Annotated in this window: 11 protein-coding genes; 4 read left to right on the forward strand and 7 right to left on the reverse strand. The window is 43.8% G+C overall.

Annotated features, from left to right (window positions below):
• Nucleotides 1-214: 214 nt before the first annotated feature.
• Complete coding sequence (locus tag B4240_RS04375) at nt 215-1,012, forward strand: enoyl-CoA hydratase/isomerase family protein (RefSeq protein ID WP_296237019.1); 798 nt, start codon at nt 215-217, stop codon at nt 1,010-1,012.
• A gap of 94 nt (nt 1,013-1,106) precedes the next feature.
• On the opposite strand, the gene B4240_RS04380 is transcribed toward B4240_RS04375, so the two are convergent.
• Both B4240_RS04380 and acnB read right to left on the reverse strand, forming a co-directional pair.
• Nucleotides 1,107-1,553 (reverse strand): PACE efflux transporter, encoded by a 447-nt coding sequence (locus B4240_RS04380; RefSeq protein WP_296237020.1) that lies wholly within the window; start codon nt 1,551-1,553, stop codon nt 1,107-1,109.
• Between the two features lie 236 nt (nt 1,554-1,789).
• On the reverse strand, nt 1,790-4,393 hold the full coding sequence (gene acnB, locus B4240_RS04385; protein ID WP_296237043.1) for a bifunctional aconitate hydratase 2/2-methylisocitrate dehydratase: 2,604 nt from the start codon (nt 4,391-4,393) through the stop codon (nt 1,790-1,792).
• A 642-nt stretch (nt 4,394-5,035) separates the two neighbouring features.
• Between acnB and B4240_RS04390 the strand changes: the two genes are divergently transcribed.
• Nucleotides 5,036-5,431, forward strand: coding sequence for a carboxymuconolactone decarboxylase family protein (locus B4240_RS04390; RefSeq protein WP_296237021.1), 396 nt, complete (start codon nt 5,036-5,038; stop codon nt 5,429-5,431).
• A gap of 291 nt (nt 5,432-5,722) precedes the next feature.
• A complete protein-coding gene (lipA, locus tag B4240_RS04395) occupies nt 5,723-6,766 on the forward strand; it encodes a lipoyl synthase (protein ID WP_144297152.1) in 1,044 nt (347 codons plus the stop codon).
• Nucleotides 6,767-6,882: 116 nt separating this feature from the next.
• Here the strand turns inward: lipA and B4240_RS04400 are convergent, their stop codons facing one another.
• The 3 genes from B4240_RS04400 to B4240_RS04410 are packed head-to-tail and all read right to left on the reverse strand — an operon-like array spanning nt 6,883 to nt 10,478.
• Nucleotides 6,883-8,964 (reverse strand): TRAP transporter permease, encoded by a 2,082-nt coding sequence (locus tag B4240_RS04400; protein ID WP_296237022.1) that lies wholly within the window; start codon nt 8,962-8,964, stop codon nt 6,883-6,885.
• Nucleotides 8,936-9,481, reverse strand: coding sequence for a DUF1850 domain-containing protein (locus tag B4240_RS04405; RefSeq protein ID WP_296237023.1), 546 nt, complete (start codon nt 9,479-9,481; stop codon nt 8,936-8,938). The genes B4240_RS04400 and B4240_RS04405 overlap by 29 nt, the downstream gene beginning before the upstream one ends.
• The gene (locus tag B4240_RS04410) at nt 9,459-10,478 is read right to left on the reverse strand and encodes a TAXI family TRAP transporter solute-binding subunit (RefSeq protein ID WP_296237024.1); all 1,020 of its coding nucleotides are present in this window, start codon (nt 10,476-10,478) and stop codon (nt 9,459-9,461) included. Before B4240_RS04410 ends, B4240_RS04405 begins: the two co-directional genes overlap by 23 nt.
• 604 nt (nt 10,479-11,082) lie before the next feature.
• Here B4240_RS04410 and B4240_RS04415 point away from each other — a divergent pair.
• Nucleotides 11,083-11,469, forward strand: coding sequence for a hypothetical protein (locus tag B4240_RS04415; RefSeq protein ID WP_296237025.1), 387 nt, complete (start codon nt 11,083-11,085; stop codon nt 11,467-11,469).
• Between the two features lie 255 nt (nt 11,470-11,724).
• Here the strand turns inward: B4240_RS04415 and B4240_RS04420 are convergent, their stop codons facing one another.
• Together B4240_RS04420 and B4240_RS04425 are read right to left on the reverse strand one after the other, a co-directional pair.
• On the reverse strand, nt 11,725-12,102 hold the full coding sequence (locus tag B4240_RS04420; RefSeq protein WP_296237026.1) for a hypothetical protein: 378 nt from the start codon (nt 12,100-12,102) through the stop codon (nt 11,725-11,727).
• A 240-nt stretch (nt 12,103-12,342) separates the two neighbouring features.
• Nucleotides 12,343-13,413, reverse strand: a complete 1,071-nt coding sequence (locus B4240_RS04425; protein ID WP_296237027.1) for a pyridoxal phosphate-dependent aminotransferase — start codon at nt 13,411-13,413, stop codon at nt 12,343-12,345.
• Between the last annotated feature and the right edge of the window lie 33 nt (nt 13,414-13,446).

Here is a 13,446-nt window from a genome sequence, read left to right on the forward strand (position 1 = left end):
CAGCAATACCGTAGCGTTTTTGGGATATTTTGACTATATCGGAATGCAAGAAAGACACACCCCTTCTCAGCGTGCCGCAAGCGCCCACAAAACCCGCTTTTATAATCAGAGCAAGCTGCTATAGTAATCAACTTGAATAATTTGTTACGCCTAAGCACACTCTTTATTTTTATTCACTCTGCTTATCTACAATGTCTAAATAAGGAAACCAACCATGTCACAACCCCTGGTCGAATATCACAGCGAAAACCATATCGCCACCATTACCATGAATGACCCTAAGACGCTAAATGCCTTTAGCACACCATTAAAAGGCGCGATTATGGACGCCCTTGATCAGGCGGATCAAGACGCCGACGTTCGCGTGATTGTGCTACAAGGATCAAATAATAATTTCTCTAGCGGTGGGCACATCGGCGAGATGTTAGAAAATGGTATGGATGCTGAGGCACTGGCGGCAAAGCTGGATTTTATGCTCAGAGAAGTGAGCGAGGTCAGCCTAAAGCTGCGTAATATTCATAAGCCAATTATTGCTAAATTAGAAGGTGCGGTCGCTGGCGCTGGGATGAACTTGGCATTAACCTGCGATTTCCGTATTGCTGCAGACAATGCCAAATTTGTGCAAGCCTTTGTTAATATCGGCTTGATTCCTGATGCGGGCGGTATTTATTTACTCAATCAACTGATTGGCGCGGCGAAAACCACTGAGCTTGTGATGCTGGGTGATAAGCTCACCAGCGATGATGTCGCGCGCCTAAATTTAGTCAACAGCGTCGTGAGCAAAGATGAGCTTGACGCCAGCGTACTGGCATTGGCAACGCGCCTAAGCAATCTGCCCGGTAAAGCCCTGGCATCAATGAAGCATATGATTAACGTTCATGCTTTTACAGGCTTAAATGAAGCGCTCGATATGGAAGTTGACCAGCAAACCATGATGGCAAAAACCGCTGATTTTGCTGAAGGTATCACCGCCTTTATGGAAAAACGTAAGCCCGTTTATCAGGGTAAATAAAGCGCTCTAACACTACTTTTACACTATCATCAAAAAGGCTGCCTAATCTAATAGCAGCCTTTTTTGGGTCATTTAATATGATTAATCTCTGTATTTATGAAGAAGCAGAAGCGGTCTTATCATAATGTGGTAAGGTAAATATTTTGTCGAAAACCAAGGTAAAAATAAAGGTATAAACCAAGAAAAACAGTAGTAACGCCGCCTCCATCATAAAGGCTTTAATCAAACCAACGTCATACCAAATCATATAAAGCGGCAGGCAAATCAATACCAGCCCACCTTCAAAACCTATGGCATGGACACTGCGGATGAATAAAGTACGATTTTTAACCTGCTTGCGCCGCTCCCACGCTTCAAAAGCGGTATTGTATAAAAAGTTCCAAATCACAGCGGCCAATGACACCATCACAGCAACTGGTAATGATTCTTTGGCATCGCTGCCGCTAAGTTTCATCAATACAAAGGTAGAAGAGATAATAGCGATAATTTCAAAGATGGTCACATAGACGATACGACGTTTGAGGGGGGATAAAGTAATCAACCAAAACTCCAAAGCACTTGAGTATAAACAAAAAGTTGCCTAGTAAAGTATCGGTCCGTCCCGAGATAAAAATGAGAAAAAAGTGCAGAGCCACGGTTTCCGCCTGCATTTATATTATACAGAAGATAAGGCGAGAAAACAGATAGCGTTTATATTAAAAAACCCCGCATCATTACGATACGGGGTTCCTATTTATATAAGAGCGGTAAAACTTCAAAAACGTTTCAATTTAAAGCTTAGGTCAACTGAGCAACGTTAATTTTGTCTGCTTCTTCAGTGTAGTCTTCCATGCGATCAAAGTTCATGTACTGATACACTTCCGCGCCCATGCTGTTTAGCATGCCAGCATACTGCTGATATTCATCATTGGTTGGCAGTTTACCAAGTACCGCGGCTACCGCTGCAAGCTCAGCTGACGCGAGATAAACGTTAGCACCTTGACCGAGACGGTTCGGGAAGTTACGCGTAGAGGTCGATACCGCAGTCGATTTTGGTGCGATACGTGCTTGGTTACCCATACATAGCGAACAACCTGGCATCTCAGTACGAGCGCCGGCTTGCGCATAAATGTTGTAGTAGCCTTCTTCCATCAATTGACGCGCATCCATTTTGGTCGGCGGCGCAATCCATAGACGAGTTTTTAAGCTGCCTGCTGGGACGTCTTGTAAGAGTTTACCCGCGGCACGGAAATGACCGATGTTGGTCATGCACGAACCGATAAACACTTCATCAATGGTGTCGCCAGCGACGTCAGCCAATGTTTTTGCATCATCTGGATCGTTCGGGCAGCAAAGAATCGGCTCTTTGATTTCAGACATGTCAATCGTCATATCGACTGCGTATTCTGCATCTGCGTCAGCACGCATGAGGCTTGGGTTGGCAAGCCACTCTTGCATTTGCTCAACGCGGCGGCTAATCGTACGCGCATCGCCATAGCCTTCTGAAATCATCCATTTAAGCAGGGTGATGTTTGAGTTTAGGTACTCAGTTACTGATTCTTCAGACAGCGTGATGGTACAACCAGCCGCACTACGCTCAGCTGATGCATCCGACAATTCAAACGCTTGCTCAACCGTTAAATCTTCTAAGCCTTCGATCTCAAGGATACGACCATTGAACTCGTTGATTTTACCTTTCTTCTCAACGGTCAAATAGCCTTCTTTGATGGCCTGATAAGGAATTGCATGGACCAAGTCACGTAGGGTGATACCAGGTTGACGTTCGCCAACGAAACGAACGCGGACAGACTCAGGCATATCAAGTGGCATCACACCAGTTGCCGCTGCAAACGCAACCAGACCAGAACCTGCTGGGAACGAGATACCCATTGGAAAACGGGTATGCGAGTCACCACCAGTACCAACGGTATCTGGAAGTAACATACGGTTCAGCCACGAGTGAATGATACCATCGCCCGGACGTAAGCTGACGCCGCCACGGTTCATGATGAAATCAGGTAGTGTATGCTGAGTCTCAACGTCAACTGGCTTTGGATAAGCGGCGGTATGACAGAAAGACTGCATAACGAGATCCGCTTGGAAGCCTAGACAAGCCAAGTCTTTTAGCTCATCACGGGTCATAGGACCTGTGGTATCTTGCGAGCCGACCGTCGTCATTTTTGGCTCACAGTACATACCTGGACGGACGCCTTCTAGGCCACATGCTTTACCAACCATTTTTTGCGCTAGAGTAAAGCCTTTACCCGTATCCGCTGGCTCTTCTGGCTTAGCAAATACATCTGAATGACCAAGACCCATGTATTCACGCGCGCGATTGGTCAAACCACGACCAACGATCAATGGAATACGGCCGCCTGCGCGCACTTCGTCAAGCAAGGTTGGCGAGTTTAGGGTAAAAGTTGACAACACTTCATCAGAGTCATGCTTAGTGATTTTGCCTTCATACGGATAAATGTCAAACACATCGCCCATATTTAACTTATCAACCGCAACTTTCTCGATTGGCAGTGCACCAGAATCTTCCATAGTGTTAAAGAAGATAGGAGCGATATTGTTACCTAATACCAGACCGCCGCCACGTTTGTTTGGCACGTTTGGAATGTCTTGACCCATGAGCCATAGTACTGAGTTGGTGGCAGATTTACGGCTAGAACCGGTACCGACCACGTCGCCAACATAAGCAAGCGGATAGCCTTTTTCTTTTAGCGCTTCGATTTGCTTCATTGGACCAACAACGCCCTCTTCGTCAGCAATAATGCCGTCGCGAGAGTTTTTGTGCATGGCTAATGAATGCAGTGGAATATCTGGGCGGCTCCACGCATCTTGCGCCGGTGATAAGTCATCGGTGTTGGTTTCGCCAGTGACTTTAAATGTCGTATAAGTGGATTTCTTTGGTACTTCAGGACGGCTTAAGAACCACTCAGCGTCAGCCCAAGATTGAATCACTTCTTTGGCAAATGCGTTACCCGCTTGCGCTTTTTCGGTCACGTCATTAAACGCATCAAACACTAGCAGCGTCTTTTTCAGCGCATCAGCGGCTTCTTGTGCCACTTCCGCATCATCAAGCGCGGCAACCAACGGCTGAACGTTGTAGCCACCTTGCATCGTACCTAAGATTTCAACGGCTTTTTTCTTGCTGATCAGTGGTGAAGTCGCTTCGCCTTTCACGATAGCAGCTAAAAATGCAGCTTTAACATAAGCGGCTTGGTCAACACCGGCAGGAATACGGTTTTCTAACAAGTCCATCAAGAACGCATCTTCGCCCGCTGGTGGGTTTTTAAGCAGCTCAACCAATTCTGCTACCTGCTTCTCATTTAGGGGAAGTGGTACAGTTCCTAGCTCAGCACGTTCTGCGACATGTTTACGATAAGCTTCTAACACAATAGTCGTCCTCGTCGGTTTGGTGACCAGTACATCACGTGAGTAGTCAGGATGACAGCCTACATCGATGTACTGCATTGAATAATTATCTGTATAATCATAGCTCAAAACGCTCAAAATGTTAATGGCTGCGGCGCGAAAAGGCGCAGAATATAGCCATATTGGACATTTATTATAAAAATAGTGTCATAACTAGGGCGTATCCTCATTTCAGAAATAGTGATAAAAATGAGTTAAATTGCCGCCAAACGAGGAAAATAGCGCTGATAATATCAGGATATTACCGAGCTATTTGACGACGTTTGGCAAAATTTAGCCATTTTTAGCCTATTTAGAGATTTATCGATTGAATTGAGGATACGCCTTAATATGATTGGCGCGGTTAAATAAAAACCGTGCGCCTGCTATACTTTGATAACATCAGAACTTATCAACTGTTCTTTTATAGTCAAAATATCCTAAAAACGCTACGGTATTGCTGATATCAATTTTTTGTAGCCTCTGTCTGCGTAGGCACAGCAAGCAAAAAAAATTGATATCAGCAGTGCGTGATGTATCGATATTAATTTTCACTCACTATATCAGTGAGTTTTTATATGCGACTTGATCAAACACACTTTACCAATAAATATTAAGGATAATATGGACGATAATCGCAATTATAAAAACGGTCTAAAAGTTCGTACCGAAGTCATGGGCGAGCAACACGTCAAACGCTCGCTTGACTCAGCAACGCCATTTACCCAGCCGCTACAAGACTGGATTATCGAACACGCGTGGGGCAGCACGTGGCAAGATGAGTCGATACTGCCGCGCAAATATCGCTCGCTTATCACGATGGCTTTTTTAATTGCGCAAAAAAGCCCTACGGAGTTAAAAGGTCATATCCGTGGGGCGATTAATAATGGCGCCAGCGTCGCTGAAATCCGAGAAGTGTTGATGCATAGCCTGCCTTATTGCGGCGCGCCTGCCGCCCAAGAAGCGTTTCGCGCCGCCATAGATGTGCTAAATGACATGGATATTGATATCAATAAATAAAACTAGGGTAAAGGTGCGCTTCGTAGTACCCTGTCATTTACGCAAACTTTAAATAAAACTAGGGTAAAGGTGCGCTTCGTAGTACCCTGTCATTTACGCAAACTTTTTATACTGCTTATACTGCAAAGCCTCTATATTAATACTAGCTTTGTTAACAGTAGTTTTCTTAATCTTTTTAACAAGATTGCCTAAAAAATATTGAGCCATTATCTGCTATAATAACCCCATTCATAAAACATTCTAATGATGCCATAAACCCTTATCCTATCAAGGGTTAAGAGAACATTTATTATGACAAACGCCGTACAAACCCACGTCCCCGCTGCCCGTGCCAAGCCCAAAAAAGCCATCCAAGGCGAGAAGCTACGTGGCTACGACAAGGTAGCGCGTATCCCAATTAAAGTGATTCCGACCGTTGAGGCCAAGAAAAAGCCGGATTGGATTCGGGTAAAAATGTCGTCACCTGCGGAAGTGGCGCGTATCAAAGCCACCTTGCGTGAGCAAAAGCTTTACACCGTCTGTGAAGAGGCTGCTTGCCCGAATTTGCCGCAGTGCTTTGCCGATGGCACGGCAACCTTTATGATTATGGGTGATATCTGTACCCGTCGCTGCCCGTTTTGTGATGTCGGTCATGGTCGCCCGAACGAATTGGACAAGGATGAACCGCGCCATACCGCCGAGACCATTCAAGGTTTAGGTCTTAAATATGCGGTAATTACTTCGGTTGACCGTGATGATTTAAAAGACGGCGGTGCTGGGCATTTCGTTGAAGTATTAAATGAATCTCGCGCGCTAAGCCCAAATTGCTTGATTGAAATACTGGTGCCAGATTTCCGTGGCCGTATGGAAATTGCCTTAGATTTACTGACCGAAACAGCGCCAGATGTGTTTAACCACAACATCGAAACTGTACCCCGCTTATATAAAGCCTTCCGCCCCGGTTCTGATTATCAGCATTCGTTAGATTTGCTCAAACTATACAAAGAACGCCGCCCCGATATCGCGACCAAATGCGGCTTTATGGTTGGCCTCGGTGAAACCGAAGAAGAGATTTATGCGCTACTTGATGATTTAAAAGCGCATGATGTTGATATGATTACCATTGGGCAATATCTACAACCTAGTAAAGACCATGCACCTGTCGATCGTTATGTGCATCCAGACGAGTTCCAACGCTATATGGACTATGGCAAAAAGATTGGCTTCTTTAGTATTTGGGCAGGACCGATGGTACGCTCGAGTTACTTTGCCGACCGTCAATACTACGGCGAAGATTGCCCCGCGCCAATTCGCAGTAAAAAGGCGCTAGAGGCTGAAGGTAAGCTTGGCTGTTAATTTAGTACTCATCGAGCTTACTTTAGAATACTTATCTTAAAAGATGCAAAGGGCAAATAGTAGATTATTACTATTTGCCCTTTTCTTATACTTCTAAACTGGTCTTTTAAACAAGATTAAACGTTTAGGGGTAACACTGGCGTCTTACTGGTTTTTATATTCAATGCTGCGATAGCAAGTATGATGACGCCGCCTATCAAACCTGTGACAAGGCCAGGATAAATCAGCAATAAAGCCCCAATTGCCAAAATGATGCGCGTGATTGAATTCATACTGCCTTTAAAATATCCTTCTAACGCCGCACTAAGCCCAATCACCCCAATGACGGATGTTACAACAGCCGTAACGATTTCGATGACTGGCGGCAATGGAAATTCTTTCGCTGTGACGGCAAGCCCTGCTGGGTCAATCATCAACATCGCAGGATTATAGATAAACATAAACGGAACGATAAACCCAGCCAGTGCTAATTTGAGTGACAAAAACCCTGTCTTCATGGGATCGCCGCCTGAAATACCCGCCCCAGCAAAGGCAGCCAAACAAACCGGCGGCGTAATGTTGGCAAACACGCCAAAATAGAACACAAACATGTGCGCGGCCAATATAGGAATATTAAACCCTGCTAACGCGGGCGCCGCCATCGTTGCCGTAATAATATACGCAGGGATTGATGGCAAGCCCATTCCTAAGACCATCGACGCCAGCATAGTTAGGATTAAGGTAAGCAATAATGAGCCCGCTCCTAAAGTGACAATCGAAGACGTCATCACCGTACCAAAACTCGTTAAGCTGACCACTCCGATAATAATCCCCACGACCGCACAGGCTGCCATCACCGCTAATGACTGGCGCGCCCCATCTTCTAGGGCGCCTAGAATGTCCTTAAAGCCCATGCGCGTCTCAGCGCGTAGCATACTGATGACGACAGTAAAGCCAATGGTGTAAGCAGCGGCATACCCTACCGGAACATTTTGTATTAATAAATAAATCAGGAACACAATCGGCAGTAGCATATGACCGCGTGCCTTTAGCACTTCTTTTACCTGTGGCAGACTCTCTTTTGCCATACCTTTTAAGTCGCGGCGGCCTGCACGGAAATGCACCTGCGCGATAACGCCTAGGTAATACAGTACTGCAGGTAACAAGGCAGCTAACGCAATAGTGCTATAAGGTAGCCCTGTTGTTTCTGCCATAATAAAAGCACTGGCACCCATAATTGGCGGCAAGATCTGTCCACCGACGGACGCACTTGCCTCTACTGCCCCGGCAAAATCTTTATGATAGCCGACCTTTTTCATCAAGGGGATGGTAAACGCACCAGTACTAACCACGTTTGATAGAGCTGAGCCATTGATACTGCCCATAAATCCGCTTGAGATGACAGCAACCTTTGCTGGTCCACCTTTTTTATCACCTGCCAGCGCCAACGCCAAATCATTAAATAGCTGACCCATTCCAGAGCGTGCTAAAAATGCCCCGAACAAGATGAATAAAAAGATAAACGTGACTGAGGCACCAATGGCGACTGAATACAGCCCTTCTGTTTTTAGAAATAATTGACCAAAAATATCACCAAAATCGTAAGGCCGAGTCAGCAGTCGGTCAGGCATAAAATCCATGTGGCTGATAAATGGATATAGCAAAAATATCGACGCCAATATCGGTAATATCCAGCCCGTAATGCGTCTACTGCCCTCGAGCACACAAATCACCGTGATAATAGAGAACAATACATCCGTTTGATTGGCTATGCCGCCACGCGAGGTGACAATGTCTTGATACTCATAGATAAGATAGGCCATTCCAGATAAAGATAGGACAAACCAAATCCAGTCGTACCAAGCCACCCGCCTACGGCTACTTTTTTTGCTAGCGGGAAAAATTAAAAAAATTAACGCAAAGCCAACGCCCACATGCACAGAACGCTGTAATAATGACGGCATAGGGTTAAAAGTGATATATAGATGGAAAATCGAATATAAAATACAAATCGCAGCGATAATATATTTTACTGGCCCTTGAGTGATATGACGCGTAATCGACTCTCGGTCGTACTTTTCTAATATCGCTTGCGTGAGGTTAGGATCAACGTCGTCATCGATATCCGTGTTCTCATGAAGATCCGGTTGCTTCGACAATTTAGCATCATCGCTAGAGATAGGAGTCTCACTACTGTGATCCATCACTTGAGAGTTCATGACAAAAATCCTTATTGAATCTATCTATTAGACTATACGACTTAGGCGTAATAGTTACTGCAGAATAATCTGGCACCCATTGATGAATTAAAATACGATGACCTGCATAATCAATCTCACCTTGGGTCCGCCGTGAAACCACCCAGTTGAGACTAGGCAGTCTTTCGTTGATTTGATAGCCGACATAGCCTGGTTTTTTTATGAGAGCGACATTTTCAGTGGATGGGGTGCCCGCCCCAAAAGCTTGTAGATAGGTGGTGGTTAGCAGTAACCCTTCTTTCTCACGAACATATTGCTCCTCCCACCACTGTTTTTCTACAGAATGAATCCAGCGCAATTGAAAGTTGGGTGCAACGAAATAACATACTTTTTTATCAGATTCAGCAACGTCATCGACGCGCACCTCGATGACAGATTGGCGCGCAAAAACTGCCCATAACGTTAAAAAAACCAGCGCAGCAATCACTGCTGCGCCGATTGTTAAACTTAAGCGTTTATTTAGCAGATTGCTCTTCATAGTATTTCTTAGCACCTGGGTGAATAGGCGCTACCATCCCTTCTTGAGCAGTCTCTAAGCTGATGTCATTAGCGGCTTGATGGGCATTTTTTAACCCATCCAAGTTTTCAAACAGTGCTTTGGTGAGTTTATAGCCATCATCTTCAGAGATATCAGAACGAATCAGCAAAGCATTCATAACGGCGGTTGTTGGAATAGCAGCATCATTACCGTATGTGCCAGCAGGAATCTCAAAAGTCTTAAAGTAAGGCTTGTTTTCGATGATTTTTTTGAGTTTATCTTGGTTGATGGAGACCAACTGCAATTTAATGCCTTGCTCTAACTCTAAAAGCGAAGAGTTTGGTAAGCCACTACTAAAAAACGCTGCTTCAATTTTACCCGCTTTCATTGCATCTGCTGCGTCGGCAAAACCTAAATAGTCGACTTTGACATCATCATAAGTGATACCAAAACCTTCTAATAACGTTCGCGCATTCACTTCCGTTCCAGAACCTTGATCACCAACCGCAATACGCTTGCCTTTTAAATCTTCGATATTCTTGATGCCAGATTTTTCTGAAGCGACTATCTGAATCACATTAGGATACAGGACGGCAACCTGTTGAATATTGGTTATCGGTTCTTTAAAGTCTTCAGTACCTTCAACGGCATTAGTGACGACATCACTAAGTGCCAGCACCATATCAACTTTACCTTGCGTTAATAGATTGACGTTTTCTACTGACGCCCCTGTGGTTTGAGTCTTAGCGTTAACGCCAAAAGTTTTAGCGTAAACTTCTGCTAAAGAAGTGCCAATAATATTATAAGGGCCGGACGCGCCCCCTGTTGCGATAGTGACAAACTTCGTTTCAAGCTTATCATTTGGCGTTGAAGCAGTAGTGTTGTCAGCAGTAGCGCTATCATTGGCATCGGTCGCTGTATTGTCTGAACAGGCAACCAGCGTCATACTTAAGGCAACAACTGCAGCTAGTAGAGGGGTTTTACTAAAGAACTTCATTATTTTCATCCTTGATAAAATAAAGCAGACTGGATTGGATTTATAAGGTATTACGCAACCATGTCATCGTAATAGTAACTAATCCGTGTTAATTTATGAGCTTTATATATTGCGTTGATTTTTGAAAAATGCAGCGACCCATTTATACAATAAAAAAGGATCCATGCAATTAAAACATGAGGTGTCATACATTGCTATATCGTTTTATGCGATATTAAAAATTAGCTCTCATGAATCTTAAGTTCTTACTTCAGATTGGCTAATTCATGATTATCAAACTTAGTATCGTTTCGCTAAGCGGTACTAAGTTTCATATTAATAGGGTATTTAAACAGACTTTAAGCGCCTTGTAAACTTCTATGACCATTTTACGTAGTTTTTGGAGCAACTTTTAACCCTAGGATACTAGAGTCCGCGAACAAAAGTTGCCCATACAAATATCACTTAATCAAAGAATTATTGACAATCGATTCGCCTTTTTTATTAATATACAGAGGTTTCTATTTACAACCGTCCATCTCTACAATTGGTTTCTATTAAATACAACCGCCCATAATTTTTGATAACACTTTTGATAACGCTGATAATTCTTAAAGGAAAACTGATGAAAAAATTACTTGCTTCGGCCGTCACGCTTACCACATTTGCCCTAGCTGGCTGTGCGACAACCGATGCCAACACCAATGCTGGCAACGCAATTGGCTCGGCAAACGAGATTGGGATGAATATTTTTAAAACCGCTATTGATAACCAATGCCGCAATCAGATTGAAAAACAAAATGCATGGCGCATTGCTAGTGTCGCAATGACTGACGCTCAAGAGGAAGAGGTAAAAAGCAGAGTTTGTGGCTGCGTCAGTGAGCAAGCGCCGCAGCAGGTGACTATCGTAGAATTGGGCAATGCCGCGATAGATGCTAATTACCGTACACAGCTGGTCGCTAGAGTTGTCGCAAAGTCACTACAGAGTTGCTACGGTAGCATTGTTAAATAAGTAGTTAACAAGTAAATAACTGACCAAGTGACTTGTCGATAGGAGTTATTTTCACAAAATAAGTTGGGTTTTAGATTGCACAACCCAACTTATTCGTATAGATTATTTAATACTATACTATGAATGATAAATGGAATTTATCTTTAACCCATGTCAAGGATGACTGATGAAAAGACGCGCATTTATAAAACTAGGTGGACAGGTAACGGTAGCCAACGCTCACGCGCTTATGACACAAGCGTACGAAAAGTCATCCTACAATTTATTGTCCGTAGAAGGACTAATGGGTAGAGACGGTGTCGACGGCAATATTTTACTACGGTGAAAATACTTGGACGAGCCGTCAATTATCTTATCCACTTCTTTGATCAAAGCATGGATGACGTCATCATAAACGCCATGAGACAACTCAGTCTCAAATGCGGTAAAAGGATGCTTACGCGACGCTGAACTGACCTCTGTCACCCCTTGTTTACTATAAAAAATATCGACGCGGCCATCGCTATTTAACACACAGTTTAGCTCGCCGCCTTCAAGCGCCATCTCAATGCGCTCAGGCATAAAGATATAGTCATCCACGTCGATGAGCTTTTTTTCTACTTCTCTCTTAAAAAACGATTTGATATCAAACATATATACACCCTTTGTCTTAAAATTTTAAAAACTTTTAGCACGTCTATTTTTATGGTTGCTGTCCAGCATGTTTTTTTATGCTTGGCAGTTCGCGCTTTATTAACTTATCCTATAAGCTGAGCGGATAATTTTTAAGACGGAATATGTAAAACTGCGTTTGATGTTGGTAAAAAAGGAAAGCTGCCATCTAAGCACCCTTCCTTTTTTGGAAAAAAATTATACGATTTTATGTAATCACAATCACACCCAACCTTTTTCACGAAATAACTGTAACGCCTCAATAACGATCGTCATCTCTTCAGGTGTACCCAGTGTAATCCGATTGAAACCTGGAATAGAGGGAAACTCGCGGCCAACTGCTATACCATGCTCACGCATCCTATCGATATAGGTTGGCACATCGCCATTTACTGCATAAAAGATAAAATTGGTTTGCGAGGGTAAATAACGCAGTCCCAACTCATCTAGCGCAGTCTCCATCATCTGCCTTGCTCGATTGGTGGTTTGCAAACTGTGTACCAAAAACGCTTCGTCTTCTAGCGTGGCTATTGCCGCGACGGCACCCAACATGTTGATATTGTCGGTAGACATTAACGACCCAATTTCTGCAATCAGCTGCGGATTTGCAATCGCATAGCCGACACGCAAGCCTGCCAGACCAAATAGTTTTGAAAAGGTGCGCACGACAATCAGGTTATCTGATAGATCCTGCTTTATCCATTCAACGCCACTCTCAAAATTTGGCTCTGTAATATAGCCAAAGTAGGCTTCATCCAATAAGAAATAGTGATTTTTTGGCGCCTGTTGCAGCCAAGATTTAAGTTTGTCCTGTGCCGTAATAATTGCCGTTGGGTTGTTGGGATTACACAGATAAAATAGACTGATACCGTCGAATACAGCACCAGCTTTCTTTAGGTTATCAAAGTCTAAATCATAATCATCGCGAGTTAAGGGCACTTTGACTACAGGAATGCCAAGGGAAAGTGCATACAGCTCTGCACAGCCGAAAGTTGGGTCTGGAACGATGAGCTGAAACCCTACACTTGTCTTTAATGCTTTATCATGCAGCATTTGTACAACTGCTCTGATACTTTCAATCGAACCATTACCCAATAAAACCTGTTTTTCAGGTACGCCATTGATAGCAGCGACTTTGCTCAGCAGCGTAGCGCGATGTTTATCAGGATAGCGAGCACCGCCAGTTAAAGCATTAGTGATGGCTTCTTTGGCAGAATCTGCCATGCCTAAGGAGTTTTCATTGAAGTCTAACTTGAGTAATTTATTACTATTGTCATCTATATTATTATGCATGATAGATAATCCGCCTAAGTCGTCCATGAGTGA

Origin of the sequence: Psychrobacter sp. UBA5136 (assembly GCF_002414005.1) — a bacterium.
Classification (GTDB): domain Bacteria; phylum Pseudomonadota; class Gammaproteobacteria; order Pseudomonadales; family Moraxellaceae; genus Psychrobacter.